Source organism: Desulfosarcina ovata subsp. ovata, from assembly GCF_009689005.1.
Taxonomy (GTDB): domain Bacteria; phylum Desulfobacterota; class Desulfobacteria; order Desulfobacterales; family Desulfosarcinaceae; genus Desulfosarcina; species Desulfosarcina ovata.
Genome location: NZ_AP021879.1, coordinates 1,956,240 through 1,976,364 on the forward strand (window position 1 = coordinate 1,956,240; position 20,125 = coordinate 1,976,364).

General features: G+C 53.0%; 17 protein-coding genes. 3 read left to right on the forward strand and 14 right to left on the reverse strand.

Annotated elements, in window-relative coordinates; genetic code table 11:
• Positions 1-100 precede the first annotated feature (100 nt).
• The 6 genes from GN112_RS08945 to GN112_RS08970 form a co-directional block, all read right to left on the reverse strand.
• Complete coding sequence (locus GN112_RS08945; RefSeq protein ID WP_155309888.1) at positions 101-670, reverse strand: polysaccharide biosynthesis/export family protein; 570 nt, start codon at positions 668-670, stop codon at positions 101-103.
• 44 nt (positions 671-714) lie between these two features.
• Positions 715-1,740: an NAD-dependent epimerase gene (locus GN112_RS08950; RefSeq protein ID WP_155309889.1), complete on the reverse strand. Its 1,026-nt coding sequence runs from the start codon at positions 1,738-1,740 to the stop codon at positions 715-717.
• A gap of 342 nt (positions 1,741-2,082) precedes the next feature.
• A complete protein-coding gene (locus tag GN112_RS08955; protein ID WP_231716969.1) occupies positions 2,083-3,423 on the reverse strand; it encodes a TIGR03013 family XrtA/PEP-CTERM system glycosyltransferase in 1,341 nt (446 codons plus the stop codon).
• Between the two features lie 158 nt (positions 3,424-3,581).
• Positions 3,582-4,436: a CpsD/CapB family tyrosine-protein kinase gene (locus GN112_RS08960; protein WP_155309891.1), complete on the reverse strand. Its 855-nt coding sequence runs from the start codon at positions 4,434-4,436 to the stop codon at positions 3,582-3,584.
• A 72-nt stretch (positions 4,437-4,508) separates the two neighbouring features.
• Complete coding sequence (locus GN112_RS08965; protein WP_155309892.1) at positions 4,509-6,101, reverse strand: XrtA system polysaccharide chain length determinant; 1,593 nt, start codon at positions 6,099-6,101, stop codon at positions 4,509-4,511.
• A 23-nt stretch (positions 6,102-6,124) separates the two neighbouring features.
• The gene (locus tag GN112_RS08970) at positions 6,125-7,447 is read right to left on the reverse strand and encodes a sigma-54-dependent transcriptional regulator (RefSeq protein ID WP_155309893.1); all 1,323 of its coding nucleotides are present in this window, start codon (positions 7,445-7,447) and stop codon (positions 6,125-6,127) included.
• 645 nt (positions 7,448-8,092) lie between these two features.
• On the opposite strand from GN112_RS08970, the gene GN112_RS08975 reads away from it, so the two are divergent.
• Positions 8,093-8,464, forward strand: a complete 372-nt coding sequence (locus GN112_RS08975) for a response regulator (RefSeq protein ID WP_155309894.1) — start codon at positions 8,093-8,095, stop codon at positions 8,462-8,464.
• The gene (locus GN112_RS08980) at positions 8,461-9,519 is read left to right on the forward strand and encodes a sigma-54 interaction domain-containing protein (protein WP_155309895.1); all 1,059 of its coding nucleotides are present in this window, start codon (positions 8,461-8,463) and stop codon (positions 9,517-9,519) included. Before GN112_RS08975 ends, GN112_RS08980 begins: the two co-directional genes overlap by 4 nt.
• Before the next feature lie 5 nt (positions 9,520-9,524).
• Here the strand turns inward: GN112_RS08980 and mtaB are convergent, their stop codons facing one another.
• Genes mtaB through GN112_RS08995 form a run of 3 tightly spaced genes read right to left on the reverse strand, consistent with a single transcriptional unit; the run spans position 9,525 to position 12,330 of the window.
• On the reverse strand, positions 9,525-10,865 hold the full coding sequence (mtaB, locus tag GN112_RS08985; RefSeq protein WP_155309896.1) for a tRNA (N(6)-L-threonylcarbamoyladenosine(37)-C(2))-methylthiotransferase MtaB: 1,341 nt from the start codon (positions 10,863-10,865) through the stop codon (positions 9,525-9,527).
• The gene (gene mnmA, locus GN112_RS08990; protein ID WP_155309897.1) at positions 10,862-11,905 is read right to left on the reverse strand and encodes a tRNA 2-thiouridine(34) synthase MnmA; all 1,044 of its coding nucleotides are present in this window, start codon (positions 11,903-11,905) and stop codon (positions 10,862-10,864) included. Before mnmA ends, mtaB begins: the two co-directional genes overlap by 4 nt.
• A complete protein-coding gene (locus GN112_RS08995) occupies positions 11,902-12,330 on the reverse strand; it encodes an NIL domain-containing protein (protein ID WP_155309898.1) in 429 nt (142 codons plus the stop codon). The genes mnmA and GN112_RS08995 overlap by 4 nt, the downstream gene beginning before the upstream one ends.
• A gap of 112 nt (positions 12,331-12,442) precedes the next feature.
• Here GN112_RS08995 and GN112_RS09000 point away from each other — a divergent pair, with 112 nt between their 5' ends.
• On the forward strand, positions 12,443-14,686 hold the full coding sequence (locus tag GN112_RS09000) for an alpha/beta fold hydrolase (RefSeq protein WP_155309899.1): 2,244 nt from the start codon (positions 12,443-12,445) through the stop codon (positions 14,684-14,686).
• 93 nt (positions 14,687-14,779) lie between these two features.
• On the opposite strand, the gene hisF is transcribed toward GN112_RS09000, so the two are convergent.
• The 5 genes from hisF to GN112_RS09025 all read right to left on the reverse strand — a co-directional run bounded on the left by hisF (position 14,780) and on the right by GN112_RS09025 (position 19,905).
• Positions 14,780-16,351 carry an imidazole glycerol phosphate synthase subunit HisF gene (hisF, locus tag GN112_RS09005; RefSeq protein WP_155309900.1) on the reverse strand — a complete coding sequence of 524 codons (1,572 nt, stop codon included), beginning with the start codon at positions 16,349-16,351 and terminating at the stop codon, positions 14,780-14,782.
• A gap of 273 nt (positions 16,352-16,624) precedes the next feature.
• Positions 16,625-17,515, reverse strand: a complete 891-nt coding sequence (locus tag GN112_RS09010) for a CBS domain-containing protein (protein ID WP_155309901.1) — start codon at positions 17,513-17,515, stop codon at positions 16,625-16,627.
• Positions 17,516-17,539: 24 nt separating this feature from the next.
• Positions 17,540-18,004 (reverse strand): CBS domain-containing protein, encoded by a 465-nt coding sequence (locus tag GN112_RS09015; RefSeq protein ID WP_231716970.1) that lies wholly within the window; start codon positions 18,002-18,004, stop codon positions 17,540-17,542.
• A 156-nt stretch (positions 18,005-18,160) separates the two neighbouring features.
• Positions 18,161-19,411 carry an imidazolonepropionase gene (hutI, locus tag GN112_RS09020; RefSeq protein ID WP_155309903.1) on the reverse strand — a complete coding sequence of 417 codons (1,251 nt, stop codon included), beginning with the start codon at positions 19,409-19,411 and terminating at the stop codon, positions 18,161-18,163.
• Between the two features lie 23 nt (positions 19,412-19,434).
• A complete protein-coding gene (locus GN112_RS09025) occupies positions 19,435-19,905 on the reverse strand; it encodes an NUDIX domain-containing protein (RefSeq protein WP_155309904.1) in 471 nt (156 codons plus the stop codon).
• Positions 19,906-20,125: the final 220 nt, after the last annotated feature.

The window sequence follows — 20,125 nt, forward strand, 5'->3', positions numbered from 1 at the left end:
AGGGCGCTAAGAATTTTTATCGGCTGAAGGCCAAAGAAGATCAACAATACTCTGTGAGTTCCGCGCCTCAAACGAAGCGGGCGGTGACAGATACTTATAATTATGGAACGACGATGGTATCATCCGCCTGAATTTCGACGTTCTGGCTGAAATCCTTACCTTTCAAAATATCTTTATAGTCGATACGGATGACCTTCTCCTGGCCCTGATGACGGCGAAACAGGATGATCTCTTTTTTGGATGCCCACTCGGTAAACCCACCGGCAAGAGCGAACGCCTGCAAAACAGTCAGTTTTTTGGTAAGGGGGTACTCACCGGTTCTAACGACTTCACCCAAAATATAAAAGCGTTTGCTGGCCGCGCTCCGAACCGTAACGGTGACATGGGGCTCCGACACATAGGCCTTGAGCCCATCCTGAATGTCCAGTTTCAACTGGGTTGGCGTTTTGCCGGCAGCCATCACATCGTCAAGAAGCGGGAAAGAAAGTTTTCCGTCCAAACGAACGATGATCTCTTCCCTGGAAAAGTCGGGTTCCTTCCAAGTGACGATTTCAAGGATGTCACCGTTGCCGATAAGGTAGGAATCTTTTGGAGACTGGGCGAAGGTGTTTAGGGGTGTTACGGCAATACATATGGCAATTAATGAGGCAAAAAGTATTATTTTGCGCATAGTCAGTTCCAATTTTAAATTCTTAATTTTGAATTTTAAATTAATCATTGATTACAATAGTAATCCTTATACCATTCCACAAATTTCCCGATGCCGACATCAATCGGTGTGGCGGGTTTGAATCCCACATCCTGGATCAGATCATCCACATCGGCGTATGTGGCGGGGACATCACCCGGCTGAATGTCCATGAAATTCTTTACGGCCTTTTTGCCGATGGCGACTTCTATGGCCTGAATGAAGTCCAGCAGTTCCACCGGTTGGTTGTTGCCAATGTTGTAGATTTTGTATCGGGCGTAGGAGGTTCCGGGATCGGGTGCGTTGCCGGACCATTGGGGGTTAGGATCGGGAACAGTCTTCATCACCCGGACCACGCCTTCGACAATATCGTCAATATAGGTAAAATCCCGTTTCATTTTACCGTGATTGAAAACGTCGATAGGCTTGTCTTCGATGATGGCCTTGGTAAATAAAAACAGTGCCATGTCCGGTCTTCCCCATGGGCCGTAGACGGTGAAAAAGCGCAGGCCCGTGCAAGGCAGATCAAAAAGGTGGCTGTATGTGTGAGCCATCAATTCGTTGGATTTTTTCGAGGCAGCATAGAGGGAGACGGGGTGATCCACGTTGTGATGCACGGAAAACGGCATGTTGGTATTGGCGCCATATACCGAACTGGATGAAGCGAAAACAAGATGCTTGACATCGTTGTGCCGGCATCCTTCGAGAATGTTCACAAAACCCACCAGATTCGATTCGACGTAGGCCTGGGGGTTGGTCAACGAATACCTCACTCCCGCCTGGGCCGCCAGGTTGACCACCACATCAATGGGCGTTGATTTGAAAAGCGCCTCCATTCCCGCTTTATCCGATAAATCAGTCCTGGAGAATGTAAACTGCGGATGCGCCTTTAAAATATCGAGCCGGCTCATTTTGATTCCGGGATCGTAGTAATCGTTTAAATTGTCGACACCGATAATGGTATACCCTTCGGACAGCAGTCGCTTGGACAGATGGAAACCGATGAAACCGGCAGCGCCGGTAACGAGTGCGCATTTATATTCGAGTTGCATAAAATTTCCTTGCAGAAATGAAAACCAGTTTTTTCTCTCGCCCGCTTCGCTCGAGGACGCAGAGACTCAGAGTTTGAATTTTGAATTAAAATCGGATTATAAACCTTCATTCAAAATTTAAAATTCTCAATTCAAAATTCATTCGACCTATGGTCGAATGGCATAGCTCCGCTTGGTGGAAAACAAACCCAAAAGCTTGCTAACCGCATGAATTATATTGTATTTTATTGCCTTTTCGGCGGAAATGGTTATTTCACGGACATGAAAAATTTTGAATTCTTAGTTTTGATTTTTTAATTATCGGTAGAATTCAAAATTTAAAATTCTCAATTCAAAATTGCCCTATCTTGCCCCTTCACCAAACAAGACTGTCTTCACCGTTCGCATGATCACCATCAAATCCATAAAGATGGACATGTTCTTGATATAGAACAGATCATAGTTCAATTTTTCTTTGGCATCTTCCACAGAGGCGCCATAGGGATAACTGACCTGAGCCCAACCGGTAACGCCCGGTTTAACCGAAAAGCGTTCGGCATAGTAGGGAATCGCCTCTTCCAGTTCCTTAACAAAAAACTCCCGTTCAGGCCGTGGTCCCACAAAGCTCATTTCGCCTTTGATCACATTGAACAGCTGGGGAAACTCATCAATCCGCCACTTACGGATAAACTTCCCTACCCGGGTAACACGGTTGTCGTTGGACTGAGCCCACACCGGGCCACTTTTTTTTTCAGCATCCTGAACCATCGAACGGAATTTATGAACCATGTACGCTTTTCGTTTTTCTCCGACTCGCTCCTGAGAAAAAAATACCGGTCCCTTGGAGTCCAGTTTGATTAGAACAGCGACAATGCCAAGTATGGGAGACAAAAAAAACAGCATCACAACAGAGAGCAATAAATCACCGGTTCTTTTTATCACTCTCCGCATCCATGATTTTTTAAAGCCTTCGGAAAAAATAAGCCAACTGGGGTTGATTTTCTCGACAATCAATTTCCCCGTGAGCATTTCATAAAAGCTGGTACCTTCAATAACCTCGATTCCATCCACACGACATTGCAAAAGCTGCCGCGTTGGAAAGCCGCTACGGCGTTCTTCGATAGCGACAACAATCTTATCGATGTCCAAATCTTTTGCATTCCGACACAGGTCCGCATAGTTATTCCGGCAAATATTGGGTGATACGACCGGTGAAGCACCCTCGCAATCATCTTTAACCACGGCTGCCACCTGGTATCCACAATCTTTATTCTCATTAATTTCCCGGTGGATATTGCGAGCCAGTTCCCCGGATCCCAACAAAATGATTTTTTTGTCAAATATCCCATTGTTGAGAATATGCGTATAGGCGATTCGCCAGATAACGATAAATGCCACCACAAAGCAGATGCTGACAATAAAGATCCCTCGACCAATAATGCAGACAGGAAAAATAAAATAAACAACGGCAAGCAGAATGGCTGAGGCACCCAAGGCTTGCATCAGCCGGATAATCAGTTCCTGATAGCTGTCGGTCACTTTCATATCGTAGAGATCATTATAATACAGGCACATTTGGCAAACGAAGGCGATCAAAAGCGTTTTCAGAACCAAAGTGCGATCTTCAATGACAAAATCGATTCCGATCAACAACCAACTGGCAATGATGACCGAGGCAAAAATAAACAGCCCTTCACCAACCACGAAGAGTGCGTTTCGTACGGGATAATATTGTTTAAAAATTTGAAGCATGGGCAGCAGAGCAATTAAGAATTAATAATTTTGAATTTTGAATTAAGATCGATTTCTTTCCGGAATTCAAAATTCATCATTTAAAATTAAGAATTATTCACCGTTGTGAATCAATATTTCTTATACTTCTTATATTTCCCATAGCCATATCGTTCTGTAGTCGGCACCCGATATCCATTCATCACCACACCGAGCACTTTATCCTTACCCAATTTTTCAAGCAGTTCCCGAATCATATCTTTGGGAGTGGAAGCATACCTGACAACAATGATTATTCCATCAACATAGTTGGCTAACGCGGCGGTTTCTGCCGTCAGTTGAGGCGGCGGTGAGTCAACGATAATATAGCGATCGCTGTATCGGCTTTTGGCTTCCTTCAATAGAGATTTCATCGCCTGACTGGAAAGCAACTCAGACGGGTTGGGTGGTTGTGTGCCACCAGGCAGGAGGGTCAACTTATCCACAACCGTTTTCTGCAAGAGCGATTCCAGTGGAATTTTATTAGCAAGATAATCGCTCAACCCCGGTACACGCTCATCAAAGCCGAACCGGGTATGAATGCTGGACCGTCGCATATCACAGTCCATAAGGAGCACATGTTCCTCGATGCCTTGCGCAATGCTGATGGCAAGGTTTGCGGCGACAAAGGATTTCCCGTCACCGGGAATCGCGCTGGTCACCATGATGGAACGCGGCGGAGTGCCTGTTTTTGGAAAAAGAATGTTGGTTCGAAGAATCTTAAAAATCTCGGCCTCAACACCGTTTGGGTCGTGATACGCAACCAAATGTGGATCCAACCGGCGCTCATGAGCGGTTGGGCGGACCGGCGGTTCCGGTTTGGGTGCGACAATTTTTATTTCGTTGCCTGGTTCTCTGGCGGGATGGACGCGTTCTTCAACAGAGGCGAGCCGATTCAATTCTTTCACCCGGCCGGATTTTTCAAGCGCTTCGTGGATCTTTCCCATTGTTGGGCACCTCTGTGTGATCGCCAAGTGGCATTGGTTCAGCAAACAGCAGAAACAATAGTCCTGATGATGTCAGTTGGCGACTTTCCGGATTATCGCCAGCATGGGTTCAACACCTTTTTGTGTCAAAACGGCGAATACAGCAAAAAGGGTAAAGGAAATCGAACCAAACAGAGCGGAACAGATGTATTCAACCCGCCTGACCATCCGGGTTCGGCTATCGATGATTCTGGGTACGGTGCACAATACCGGCAATTCCAGATCTTCTTCGATATCTTCGGGCCGTTTGAATGAACTGTCCAGGTACTCAAGCAGAAAAATAATTCCACCGCCTACTGCCAGGCCTGCCCCCACAACCATGATGAACAGCTTACGCATATCCGGTTTAATCGGTTTCTGGGGAATTTTAGCTGGATCAAGAATCCTGAACTGCTCGCCTTTTTGCTTGCGCTCCATGTTTACGGCGATTTCGGCTTCCAATTTCCGTTCCAGCAAAGAGTCATAAGTGGATTGGATATTTTGATAATCGCGTCGTAATGACAACAACTCCTGCTCTCTTTTAGGTGTATTTTCAACTCTTTTTTGATAGACGGCAATTTGCGTGCGCGTGTCGGCGACATCGGCTTCAAGCCGTCTCATCTCCTGAATAATTTCATTGTATTGCGTTCGGTATTCCGGCGATAGAGATGCCGTTTGACGCCGATTGGAACCGCTGCCCGTGGACGTGGTGGTCTCCGATTGCCGATCGAGATCGGCTTGTTTTTCCATTTCCGCAATCCTGGATTTCAGCCGGACCACATCCGGGTGCCGCTCGGTATAGCGAGCCAACAAGTTTTCCAACTGGACCCGCATTTGATCGAGATCGTTGATCTCTTGCTGGTTACCCTGACCGATAATCAGCGTTGTGGGCTGTTCACGCGAAGCGGCCGCTTCATTCTGCAAGGTAACCAACCTTATCTTGGCTTCACTGAGATTTTGCTGGCTCTCACTCAAATGCTCCTGGAGCCGGTCAAGGATTCGTAAATTTGAGTCCAATTGCTCAGGAAGTTCTCCCATGTAAGACTCACGATATCGTTTCAACTGGGCTTCAACCTCTTCCAGGCGGCTTTTCATGCTCTGGAGTTCGGAATCCAAAAAATCACTGGTTCCGACGGCCTGTGCTTCTCTCAATCTTAAATTTTCATCAATGAAATAGGAAGCCAGGGCATTGGTCACTTTCATCACATCTTCCGGGCTCTTATCCTGGAAAGAAATAGAAAATGCATCACTTTCCCCACGTCGGCGACCGCTCGAAACATTCACTTTTATACGTTTGCGTAAGTTATTGACCTTGTCCTCCATGTACATTGAAGAGTTCTCTACCCCTCTTAACAATTTGAACTCTTTGATAATATTTTCGAGATTGGTTCGGCTCAAGACCTGCTGGGACAAGGTATTGATGCGTTCATTTGGATCGGTATCAACAATCGACTGCACATAATTCTGCGGCACCCGCTGGGGCTGAATCAGAATCAATGTGCTGGCTTCGTATATTTTGGGCAGTTTAATGGCCAGCACAATACCGACGATCATCGCGATAAAAAAGGGCACCATAATGATCCAGCGACGCTTGATGATCAGGTCGATGATGTATTTGGGGTCCATGGGAATGGGTTGTGAGGCCATATGTCAGTCCTTTAGCCGTTTTTTCACACCAACTGATAAAGTTTTGCCTTGTTAAGCATCGATTTATAGCTGATTCTCAATAGACCTGCGGCCTTTTTACAATTTCCACCGGTCTCGGCCAATGCCGCTTTGATGATTTTTCTTTCAACTTTATCTGCAAAGCGGGATCTGGCCTGTTTCAAGGTGAGGTTCCAGTTAGTTGAGAGAAACTGACGAACCTCATCGGTATCGATGCCACAAACCGACGGTCGTCCGCCGTTCCCGCCCTTGTCGGTATTGCACAATACCGGCAGCATATTCTCCCAATGGACCCGATCCATGAGAACCAGCTTTTTGATGACGCGTTTGAGTTCGGACACATTGCCCGGCCAGGGGTAATTAACGAACGCGTCCATCACCGGATCGGTCAATCGGCAGACCGCCCCCTGATATCGGATACTGTACTGGGTAGTAAAATACTCAGCCAGTGCCCGGATATCGCTCATATGCCGACGCAACGGCGGAACGGTAAGTTTCAACACGCTGAGCCGATGGTAGAGATCTTTTCTGAACAACCCCTTATCGACCATGGTCGATATATCCCGATGAACCATGGTAATGAAGCGGCTCGCCGCACCGGTTTTGGATATCCCCCCTGGCGCACGGTCTTCCAACAAAAGAAAAAGTTGGGCTTGAAATTCAAATGGCAGTTGCTCGGCGTTGTCAATGGCATAAAAGCACTCGTAATCCCGGCTTAAGCTGTCGATCCGGACTTTCGTTTTTCGGATCCATTCTCCGGTGACATCGCCGGCATCGATCAGGTTGAAAATCGAATTCGGGTTTCCGGATAAGCGATGCAGATCCTTGGCGATCAGCTTTTTGCCAACCCCGGATTCCCCCTGGATGAGTACGGGATCCTGGGAAGCACTGACCAGGGGCAGTTCCTGGATCAGTTTTTTGCGTTCAACGGAACCGGCGATCAAAACAGGGCCACTGAGATCCTGCTTGACATTGGTCAAGCGGTTTATAGTTGCCTGGAATGTTTGATGATTGGCAGGATATCGCAAAAAAAAGAGATTTTCCAGCCAATTGTTTTGAACGAACGCTTCAATCCTATGGTTATTTGAAAGAACAATGATCGGAAAACCGCTCTCTATGGCCTTGGCCGCATTGACAAAGCGGGAGGCCGATTCGGATGAATCCGATCGGAAAACCGCAAACGAAGGCTTGATACAGTAAATATTTTCCAGGCATACCCATTCATCCTCAAAACAGATGGGCAGAACACCGCAGTGGGAAAGCCGCATGCGGATATCGTCTCTTTCCGCTTTGCTTTTTTCTATAACCACCGCTGTTGTCTGGAGCATGGTACCGTTCCACCTAAATTGACAAATAAGCAATGGATGCCACACATGGATCGCAGCAACCACTCCGACCACATTCTACAAAAGATGTGCCAAATTACCAGATACCGTTCAATGAATATCCAGGACTGCCAGAAAATCTTTTTTCTCACTGTTATTATTAGTAATAATAAATCACCAAAAAGTTCGATAGAAAAAAGCGCCCAAAATCTATTTTTCAAAGAACGACAGTAGAGGTGAACCTATATTACATAATATGAAAACTTTTTCCACTTTTATAACAGAAAGCTCTTTTTAACGGGTTGATTGGATGTAGATTATGGTTATCGGTAAAAACCGGATGCGCTTGAATATTTTTTTGCCATCTCAGCGGTCCCCAGTAAAAACGGTGGAACACAGGGTTAGGGAACTTAGATCGAGTTCCTGTTTTTCGCGGGCATGGCCCGCTCTTACAACTGCCAGTGGCCTAACCATGTGCAGTTTCCTGTAAGAACCGGCCATGCCTGCAATCACAGGTTTTCATAATTCGGCCCCAAATGCGGTTACCCTGTGGGAGAACGCCTTGCCATTTGGTGAACATTCATATATAGCAGATAATAATCAGGATCTGCCGTCTCCTAATTTTTTTTAACAATGTAAGAGGCTGGAATGAAAAAGCCTTTCAAGTTGCTGATTATCGATGACAGTGAAGAGATCCTCACTGCACTGACGAATTATTTCTCGCAAAAGAAATATGAGGTTATCTCGGCCGCCAATGGTCTTGACGGCCTCAAATATATCGAAGCCAAGGATGCGGCCTTTGATCTGATCATTACCGATCTGGTCCTGCCCAATATCAGTGGCGTGGCAATTATTTCCATCGTTAAGAAAAAGTTCCCGGAAACACCCGTTATCGCCATTACCGGTTGGGGGGAACATCCGGAGTCGTTGGCCAAAGAGGCCCACGCGGACCATGTGCTTGAAAAACCGTTTAAGCTGCCGGAACTCGAACAACTGGTTAAAAAATTGTTAAAGCAATGAGTGAGCATTCTAAATCAAAACCCGGCCCTCCCATTGTCGGCGTCAGCAAAAATATCGAACGTGTGCGGGAACTGATCGAACATGTGGCCAGCACGGGACTGAATACGGTGGTTTTCGGGGAAAGTGGTGTCGGCAAAGAAGTTGTCGCACAGAACCTGTACCAGAAATCCCCTCGTCTGGGAAAACCCTTCATCAAGATCAATTGTGCCGCCCTGCCGGAAGGTCTCCTGGAGAGTGAATTGTTCGGCTACGAGCGTGGCGCCTTTACCGGAGCCGAACAGAAAAAGAAAGGCAAATTCCAACTGGCCCATAGCGGTGTTCTGCTCCTGGATGAAATTGGCGACATGTCGCTGCCCCTGCAGGCAAAATTGCTGCATGTCCTGCAGAGCGGCGGTGAATTCTCGCCGTTGGGCTCGGAAAAAGAGGTCAAGGCAGACACCTGGGTGATCGCCGCCACCAATCACGATCTGCAAAAAGACATCGAAGAGGGAAAATTCCGCGAGGATCTGTATTACCGACTCAATATCATCAAAATCTATCTGGCCCCACTACGTGAGCGCCCCGAGGATATTCCACCGCTGATCGACTTTTACGTTAAAGAGTATGCCGCCATGCTCAATAACCGTCGTGTCGAGAAACCCAGCGCCGATGTGATCGAGCGCATGTGTGCCTACAGTTGGCCGGGAAACGTCCGCGAACTCCAGAACGTCCTGAAACGGATGCTGGTACTGGGGGATTGCAACCAGATTATTGATGAGCTTTTCAACAATGAGAAGGCCCCCCAGAACGGGGAAAATTCCGATAGCGGTGCCGACCACCACGCCTCACTGTCCACCATTATTGATCTGGGCGGTAAAAATTCGCCGGACAATCAATCGTTTTCCTTAAAGTCAGCCAAGAAAAAAGCGGTTGAAATGGTTGAACGCGAAATCATCTCCCATGTTCTCGGGAAAACCGACTGGAACCGCAGCAAAGCGTCAAAAATATTGAAGATCAGCTATAAGACGTTGCTTTACAAGATTAGTGATCTGGGAATTTTGCCGCCGGAAAAGTAAAGGGGTCACTCACCGGTATCAACCGTCCCTTCAGGCAACCCATCTCCAGAAATCCTGTTGACGCTAACCGTTCGAAGCGTGTTGTACCATTCATCCGGTCCGTCGAAGCGCACCGGGACGTAGTTGTCGGTCAGGCCTTTCAGGCGACCGTCGCCCTTGTCACGGGTCTCTTCCACCAGAACGGTAACGGTCTCGCCGATGCGACGGTGATAAAAACCGCGCCGTTTTTCTTCACCCAAACGGCGCATCCTCCGGCAGCGGTTTTTGATGACCGGTGCCGGGATCTGCCCGCTGAAGGAAAACGCCGGCGTGCCTTCACGGGCCGAAAACGGAAAAACATGCAGATAGGTCACCGGCAGGCTGGAAATCAACTGATGGGTGTTCTCAAAAGCAGCGTCTGTCTCTCCGGGAAATCCGATCAGAGTGTCGACGCCAATGGCCGCATGGGGCACTCGGTGGATGATGGCGTGCACCCGCCCCCTGAAAAAATCTCTGGTGTACGGCCGGTGCATGCGCTTCAAAATACCGTCGTCGCCGCTTTGCAGGGGGACATGAAAATGGGGGCAGAGCCGTCCAGGCTGATTCGGGTCGGCATCGGCCAATCCAATGATCTCGTCGGAGAGCTCGGCCGGTTCAATGGAGCTGAGGCGCACCCGATTGATGGTGCCTGCCTCGCGGATGCGGCAAAGCAGGTCGTACAAACCTGTGGTCGACGATAAATCCTTGCCGTAACAGCCGATATGAATGCCGGTAAGCACCACCTCGCGGTAGCCCAGCCGTCCCAATCGGCCGATCTGATCCAGCACCTGATCCACGGGCAGGCTGCGGCTTCTTCCGCGGGCATGAGGGACGATGCAGTAGGTGCAAAAAGCATCGCAGCCATCCTGCACTTTCAGAAACGGCCGTGTGCGGCCGCCATGGGCAATGCCGGGCAACGCGTCAAATTGAGCGATTGCTCTTACATCCCCGCAGGCTGGCGTTTCCGGGGAGGCATCCATTGCGGGCAGGCCGGCCAGTATCTGCCGGGGGATCTGGTGTTTGTCGCCGTTGCCGACCACCCGGTCGACTCCGTCGATGGCGGCCAACTCCGCCGGCGCGATCTGGGCATGGCAGCCGGTCACCACGATTCGCGCCCCGGGATTGTTGCGAATGGCCTGGCGAACAGCCTGGCGGCTCTGCATGGCCGCCTTGCGGGTCACCGTACAGGTATTGACGATCACCAGGTCTGCCTGACCATCCGTTCCATATGCAAACCCGGCACCAGCTTCCACCAGGGCATTGCAGATGGCCTCGGATTCGCACTGGTTGACTTTGCAACCCAGAGTTTTGACACAAAATCTTTTCATGAATCAGAAATCCACCCCCCACCGATCACTTCATCCCCCCGGTAAAACACCGCTCCCTGCCCTGGGGTCACCGCCGCCTGGGGCACGTCGAAGCGCACCCATGCCTTATCACGGCCCACGGGAGTAACCGCCGCAGGCACCGCCCGATGCCGGTAGCGAATCCGGGTTTGAACAGCCAGGGGGGCCGATGGAGTATCATGAATCCAATTCATGTCCCTTACCCGACAACGATCGGTGGTCAACTCATCCTTGAAACCGACAACCAACCGGTTCTGCCGGATATCGATGCGAACCACGTAATACGCCTGACTGGCCGGACAGTCGATTCCGCGCCGCTGGCCGATGGTATATCGATGCAGCCCGTTGTGTCTGCCGACCCGGCGTCCGGCGGTATCCACAATATCCCCTGGCTGCGGACGAATGCCGGCCTGCGTGGTGAGAAACTGGGCATAGTCACCGTCCTGAATAAAGCACACATCCTGGCTCTCCCGGCACGTCACCGGCTGAAGTCCTTTTTGGTCCGCCAACGCCATGACCTCGGCTTTGGTCCAGGTCCCCAGTGGAAACACGGCCCGGGCCAGTTGCGCCTGGTTGAGCCGGGCCAGAAAGTAGGACTGATCCTTGGCCGGGTCCACGCCCTTGTACAGCCGATAGACCCCATTGGGATCGCTTGTCACCTGTGCATAATGGCCGGTGGCCAGCCTCGATGCACCCCGCTTTTCAGCTTCTTCAAAAAGCACACCGAATTTTATCAACGGGTTGCACACCAGGCAGGGATTGGGCGTCAGGCCGTTTGCATAGGCATCGGAAAAATAGTCGACCACCTGTTTTTTGAAGGCAGCACCAAGATCGACAATGGCGACCGGTATGCCCAGGGACGCAAACAACGCCACGATACGCCGGGCCATCCGATCTTCCGGTTTCTCGTAGCCGGTAAGAAAGTGAAGCCCCAACAGATCACAGCGTTGCTGTTTTAAAAGATGGGCGCAAACCAGTGAATCAACGCCGCCGGAGACGGCGATGGCAATACGATCGGTCATTCAAAAAAAAGCTGGTTGGTGGGACGCACCTGCATGGCCCGCGGCGGGCAGGCAGTGATGCACAGCTCGCAGACAATGCACTTTTTCTGATCGAAAAGAACTTCCATCTCAGGCCGTTTGATGGCCAGCGCACCGGTGGGGCACACCGCCGTACACGCACCGCAATGGGTGCACTTTTTTTTGATGCGTTTGACCTCCTGGGAGGCGTTCTGCACACCCACGCCCTGGCGTTTCAGGTAATCGACCCCGTCCTTAAAATTCTTTTTGCTGCCGGAAATCTCCAGCACCATGAAGCCCTCTTTGCGGGGCAGAATACCGGCGTTTAAAATATTGAACACCAGATCATATTCCCGCGCCAGGGTACACACCAGTGGTTTTCGCACTTCCGCCACCGGGAATCGCAGTTTGAGAATCTTTGAATACACCTATCGCCTCCGTAAATTCCCTTTATTTTTGAACTTAAGAGATGTAGTCTAATGATAAGTTGTAACGCTGTCAACCTTAACTGACGATTCACCAACCGCTGTTCCCTGTGCAATGAACTCTTTTGCTTACCGTACCACCGGGCTGGCCATCAAAACCATTTCCGGTATCAGCCGAGCCCGCCTGAACATGCACGATGCCGAGCACCTCCCCACCGGCCCGACCATCTTTGTTGTCAATCATTTCACCCGCATCGAGACCTTTCTGCTGCCCTACCATCTGCACCGTTTGACCGGCACACCGGTGTGGGCACTGGCCGATGCAGCACTGTTTGTGGGCAAATTCGGCCGCTATATAGAACAACTGGGCGCCGTCTCCACCCGCTCTCCGGACCGGGATCGGTTAATGGTCAAATCCCTGCTCACCGCCGAGGCCAACTGGGTCATCTTTCCCGAAGGACGCATGGTCAAAAACAAGAAGATCATGGAAAAGGGACGTTTCATGATCTCCTACGCAGGCGGAAAACACCCGCCGCACACCGGCGCAGCCACCCTGGCCCTGAGAACCGAATTCTATCGCCAGCGTCTCATCAATATGGTTGAAAACAATCCTGATGAGGCCCGGCGCCTGGCCGACCGGTTCATGCTGCCATCGGCAGATGGCATCAGCCGGCTTCCCACCAGCATTGTGCCGATAAATCTCACCTACTACCCGCTTCGGGCGCGGGAAAACGCCTTGAGCCGCCTGGCCGAACGACTGGTGGAGGATCTGCCGGAACGGATTGCCGAAGAGATCATGACCGAAGGTGCCATGCTGCTCTCCGGTGTCGATATCGACATCCGCTTTGGCCCGCCCATTCAAGTTTCCGATTGTCTCTCATGCCGGGCCATCCAGGACGACATCCGGTCGCCCGTGTCCATCGGATTCGACGACCGGATTCCCTCCCGCAAATGCATGCGCCGCGAAGCCTTGAAAATCATGCGACGATACATGGCCGCCATTTACCGGATGACCACCGTCAACCACGACCACCTGTTTGCCGCCTGCCTGAAAAAATCACCGGTTGATCGGATCGATGCGGAGAACTTGAAGCGGCGGGTATTTTTGGCGGCCCAGGCCTGCACCCGATCCGGCGAGGTCTATTTTCATACCAGCGTCGACAGGAATCAGACCCACCTCTTGACCGACGACCATTATGGCAAATTCAGTGAATTCATCAATTTTGCCGCTGAAAAAAAAGTGGTCCGCATTGATGGCCGGGGAATCGTCAGGGATGCCGCGCGTCTGGCCGGCATATTTGATTTTCACCGTTCCCGCATCGACAACCCCGTGGCGGTAATTGCCAATGAAGTCGAGCCGTTGACACCCCTCCAGGGCCGTATATCGAGGCTCTCCTGGATGCCTGGATTCTGGCTGAAACGAAAGGTGGCCCGTTATCTGATCAAACGGGCCCGAGATGAATTCGATCGGGATTACGACCGGTTCAGCTCATTGGGCGTTTCGAAACCCAGGCAGATCGGACGCCCGTTTCTTATCCGAGGCGACCGTCGACGGGTGGGGGTGGTTCTGGCCCATGGTTATCTGGCGGCACCGGCCGAGGTCCGGGGGCTTGCCGAATACCTGGGCCGAATGGGATTCTGGGTATACGTGCCACGGCTGAAAGGGCATGGTACCGCACCGGAGGACCTGGCCGCCTGCACCTTTCCCGAATGGATCGACGACATGGATGCGGGCTATGCGGTGATCCGGAGCCTGTGTCGACGGGTGGTCGCCGGCGGCTTTTCCACCGGGGCCGGCCTGGCACTGGACCTGGCCCAGCGGGTGCCGGCGGTGGAGGCTGTTTTTGCCGTCTCCGCACCACTGCGATTGCAGGACATTGCCGCGCGATTCGTGCCAGCCGTGGACATGTGGAACCGCATCATGGGCCATATCCACCTGGAAGAGGCGCAAAAAACCTTTGTGGACAACCACCCGGAAAATCCGCACATCAACTATTTCAAAAACCCCATCTCGGGCGTTCGCGAACTGGAGCGGCTGATGGCCTCGTTGGAACCGCGACTGTCCGAGATTACCGTGCCGGCGCTGGTGGTCCAGTCACGCGAGGATCCGGTGGTCAATCCCAAGGGAACCGAAAAGATCTTCAAACGGCTCGGCTCCGTCGACAAACAGATGGTCCTGTTCAATTTTCAGCGCCATGGAATTCTTCTGGGCGAAGGGGCCGATCGGGTCTACCGAACCATCGGCGATTTTCTCGAACACGTTCGCCAATCTCCACCGCCTGTCCGTAAGGTTGAATTACCTGAGATCAACCCGCCGTCAGTGCCGGAGACCGCGCCAACAGAGAGCGCACCGGATTGATCATCCGGAAATCGCTCATCTTTATTTTCCCCTCGGCCTCCATGCGCTCCAGCGTGTTTGAACGGACCGTGCCCACATCGGCCAGAACACAACCTACAGGCGAATTTCGACGCTATCCTTCAAATGGCGTTTAACCGCACCGATGGGGACTTCCCGCCGGTGAAAAATCCCGGCGGCCAGGGCGGATTCCACATCGGTCGCTTCAAATACCTCGGCAAAATGCGCTTCGCATCCGGCTCCGCTGGAGGCAATCACCGGAATGGTCACCGCCTGTTTCACGGCCTTGATCAATTCAATGTCAAAGCCCATGTTGGTGCCGTCCCGATCGATGCAGTTGAGCAGAATCTCCCCTGCCCCCAGTTTTTCGCACACCCGGGCAAGGGTGACGGCGTCCACATCCCGGCCCTCACGCCCCCCCTTGACCGTACACTGGAACCAGCAATGACCCTGTCCTTCCGGTCCGGGGATGGTCGTGACGACCGTCGGGTGGTCGGTCTCCGCCGGCGAATTCACATACACGCGCCTCGGATCGATGGAGATCACCACCGCCTGGTTGCCGTAAACGTAGGAGATCCGTTCGATAGCACTTTGACCGGTGGCCTTGCCGCGTTTCAGGTAATCCTCAACGATATAGACCGCATCACTGCCAATGGAAACCTTGTCGGCACCGGAGCGGAAATATTCGGCGGCGACCTCGAGGGCCGTGTAACTGCGCCCGTTTTTATCGGTGAAATCGCGGATTCCGCCACCAATGGTCAGGGGTACGAAAACATGTTTGGAGGTCTCCTTGAGCACCTGGATCATGGGCATGTCTTCCAGGGGAAAATCCCGGAACCCGGTGATGTTGAGAAACGTCACCTCATCGGCCCCCTCCTCGAAGTATCGGCCGGCCAGTTCCACGGGCTTGCCCAGGTTACGGACGTTGCCGCCCTCGCGGACATCGTACTGATCGCCCTTGGTGACCACCAGATCCCCCTGGTCATTGGACCGCACATCCAGGCAGGCGATAATCCGTTTGGCCAGCCGGGTGTGGTCGGGGCTTTTGGGCGGGATACTCACCGTACGGTCCTTGCGGATGAAGTTCTCCAGCAGGGTCAGACCCGACGCACCGCTTTTTTCTGGATGAAACTGGGTCCCCTGAACGCTTCCTTTCTGTACGGCACTGACAAACGGATAGCCGTAATCGGTGGTCGTGAGCACCACTGCCGCATCGTCAGCCACCACATGGTAAGAGTGCACGAAATAGAACTTCTCATCACCGCCCAGCCCGTAGAAAAGATCGGTGGGCTGCTTGACACTGATGCCGTTCCAGCCCATATGAGGCACGGCCAGGTCCACATCAAAGCGCACCACCCGGCCGGGAAGCACCCCCAGCCCTTTTTCTTCGGGCGCCTCGTCACTGCCCTCGAACAGCGCCTGCATCCCCAGGCAGATGCCGAAAAAAGGCCGGCCGGCTTTTATAAACGCCAGCAGCGGTTCCACAAACCGCTTCTCCCGCAAAATCCCCATCATGCTGCCAAAGCTGCCCACCCCGGGAAAAAGCAGCTTCTCCGCCTCCGCGATGTCGCGTCCCGATGCGGCCACATGCACGGTTTCGCCCAATTTTTCGATGGCGTTAATCACACTGCGAACGTTTCCGGCACCATAATCCAGCAAGGTAATCATTGTATTGTGTCCTTTTATGACTGGCTTGAAAAACAGAGTTCATACACCATCACCCCACCGGGCTCAACCGCTTTTTCCCGGGCAATCGCGGCTTCGTCCACCGGTTATGCAACCGATCAGGATGCACCAATTCGATAGGCGTGCGTCATCCGGACGTATAGGGAGGCCATGGCACCGCAGTATTTTCCCGCGGGCAATTGAAACACCGGCTCGATCCCCTTTTGGGTTGAGGTCACCCCCTCAAATTATGGACTCAATGTGGATATCGGCAGGCTACCGGATCAGCCGGCTGGAGACGCATGCCCTGCAAGTCCCCGAACGGTGCCGGGCGGCATCCGCCAGGGACATCACCCCCACAATATGGGTGGGATCGGAATCGTGAACAAAAATCCGACCCAGGTCGGCAAGCAACATACGGCCGATGGCATCGGTGAGGGAATCGCGACGATGGCAGGCGTGTACGGGTCGACTCATCACCATCGATGCGGTTGTCTGGGGATCAACTTCCCGATACCAGCCCATCACCAGATCAGACTTGGAAATCACCCCGGCCGACCGGCCTTCCGGATCGTTGATCAGGGCCGCATGCATGGGCTGGGCGGAAAGCATCTCCATGACGTGGAACAGGTCGTCGTGGATCCCGCAGGTGGGCACCTCGGTTGTCATCACTGTTTCCACCAGGGCTTCGTCGGGCGGCTGCCCATCACCGCGTCTCGCATCTTTGCGGAAACGGCTCTTGTTGCAGCGCCGGCAATAGCGGTAAACCAGTCCGAGGATATCGCCGTAGGTCAGCACCCCCTCCATTTGATCGGCATCGGCTCCTTTCACGAACAGCTGGTGGACCTGTTCGCGCCCCATGGTTTCCAGTGCATCTTCCAGGGGATCATCCGGAAAACAGCAGGTCGGCGGCCCCATCATAATCTCTCCCAGGAGGGTATCCACGGGCAACCCGACATAATAGGCACCGGTCATATCGGTTTTGGTAACAACCCCGGCCGAGGCGCCTTCATCGTCGGTGATCAGCAGGCAGTCCGATTTGTACTTGATCATCCGGGCAACGCCGCGCCGCGCGGTCTCAAAGGCCCGGCCAATCACCATCTGGCGGCGCATGGCCTCCCTGACCCGCATGCCGCTCAAAACACTTCTCGTTCGGGCAACCGGCATCGATATGCGATCTCCCTAGATCGGTTACACCAGATACTGGCGCAGCAAATGGTAGAATAGTTCGGAGATATAGACCATGCCCACCACCGCCTCGTCTTCCACCACAGGCAGCCGGCGAATATGGCGTTTGATCATCAGATCCACGATGACCATCAGGTGGGTGTCGGGCGTGATGGTGACCACATCGGGTGTCATCAGGTCACCCACCTGGATGTGCTTCACGCGCCCCAACAGGCCTTCGAACATGCCTGCCTGATCCAGGTCCGTCAGCTCCGACCAGATCCCGGCATGACGGGGCTGCACAAACAAGAGGATGTCGTACATGGAGAGCATACCCACCAGGTGCTCGTTTGCATCGGTGACCATCATGCCGAACACCTTTTTTCCCTGATCGCGACTGGCCTGACGGAAACGATTGACGGCCTCGGCGATGGTATCGTCGACCTTCAATGTCGAAAAATGCGTGGTCATGACATCCCTGGCCTGCATCCTCACTCCTCGGGTTACACGTTGATATAATAAAGGATAGCAGCGGGTCAGCCTGGCGTCAAATCAGAAAATGATGGTTATAGATGCCTGCCTCAGGACCGATGCAGCGGTATAGACAACCTGCACGCAGTTCAAGACGGATACCGTACCTTCACTTCAGACAGCGCGATGCACCACAACGCCATCCTTGACGGTCATGCGGCAGGGATTGCCGCCCATGCGGTAGGCCAGCTCGGCCGGTTCGTCGATCTCCCAGACGGCAAAATCGGCGGATTTGCCCACCTCGAGGCTTCCCTGGCGGTCATCGATTTTGAGCGCCCGGGCAGCGTTGACCGTAAACCCGGCCAAGGCTTCGACCGGGGTGAGCCCAAAATTGACGCAGGCCATGTTCATCATCAGCAACGGTGAGGTGGTGGGACTGGTGCCGGGGTTGCAGTCGGTGGACAGGGCCATGGGCACGCCGTTACGGCGCAAAAGCGCCACCGGCGGTTTACGGGTTTCGTTGAGAAAATAGAAGGCGCCGGGCAGAAGCACCGCCACCGTACCGGATGCAGCCAGGGCCGATGCCCCGTCCGGTTCCAGATATTCCAGATGGTCGGCGCTCAGCGCCCCATACCGGGCGGCCAGGATGGCCCCCTTGCTGTCACTAAGCTGTTCGGCGTGCAGTTTGACGGCCAGTTGGTGTTGGCGTGCGGCCTTGAAGATCCGTTCGGTCTGTTCGGTGGTGAAAGCAATGGTCTCACAAAACACATCCACGGCCCGGGCCAGCCCTTCGGCGGCCACTTCGGGCAACATCTCATCCACCACGAGATCCACATAGGCGTCCGGGCGCCCCTTGTATTCCGGCGGCAGGGCATGGGCCCCTAAGAACGTCGCCACCACCGTTGTCGGCAACGTCTCCTCCAATCGCCGGGCCACCCGAAGCATCTTGAGCTCACTGGCGGTATCCAGACCGTAGCCGGATTTCACCTCTACCGTGGTCACGCCTTCGGCCTGCATGGCCATCAGCCGTTTGGCCGAGTATCGGTAAAGCGCATCTTCCGAGGCCTTCCGGACAGCGGTCACCGTGCTGACGATCCCGCCCCCTGCTTCAGCAATCTGTGCATAAGTGGCACCATTTAGGCGCATTTCAAACTCCCGGGCCCGGTTCCCGGCGTAAATCAGGTGGGTATGGCAATCGATCATTCCCGGTGTCAGCCAGGCGCCATCCAGCCGGTGAACACGGGCCGCCCGTTGCGGTGCATCATCCGGTAACGCGGACTGGGCCCCGATCCAGACAATACGACCAGCGGTTACCGCCACCGCTCCGCTTGCGATCCTGCCATAGGCGCCCGATTCAGCCATGGTCGCCAGGTTCGTGTCGAGCCAGAGGCTGTCAACGGATTCGGGGAATATCGTTTTTCGCATCCAACGCCCACCTTAAAAGAAATCTATGGTACCGGCGTTCGGGCAGCGCTGTCCGGATGCAGATAACGCCGAAAAAGACTCGCCTTATTCTCACCCTGGCGATAGCTGAAATAGTCGCTTAAAATCTGCCCATGATCGAAAACCAGTGGGGCAGGCAAGGCATCGGCGGAAAACACCCCCGCGTTTTTTGCATCGTCCGCGGCCACGGGCATCCCTTCGGCCGATGCGATGAACACTGTGGTCATCGTATGATGACGGGGATCCCGTTCGGGGTGTGAGTAAACGTAAAACAACTCCTCCAGGCGTACCACAAGGCCCGTCTCCTCCCTGGCCTCCCGGAGGGCACAGGCCTCCACGGTTTCCCCCCAATCCAAAAACCCGCCGGGAATGGCCCACCCGTGAGGCGGGTTGCGCCGTTCGATGAGAACAATGCCGCCGGCAACCTCAATGATGATATCAACGGTAGGCAGCGGGTTGCGGTAGGGGCCGCTCATTTTATATCTCCGGCGCGCCTGCCGGGATGAGGCAGACGAAGGCCAACGGACCATCTCCGGAATTGCGGATCTGGTGTTTTTCTGTGTAGTGGATCACTTTCATGGCTCTCACAACACCTTTCATGCATTTAACGGCGATCATCAATAATATAACGATAACAGAGATTATGAGCCGTGCCGGTTGATGTCAACCCCAAGGTTGACGGATTCGTAAAAAGCC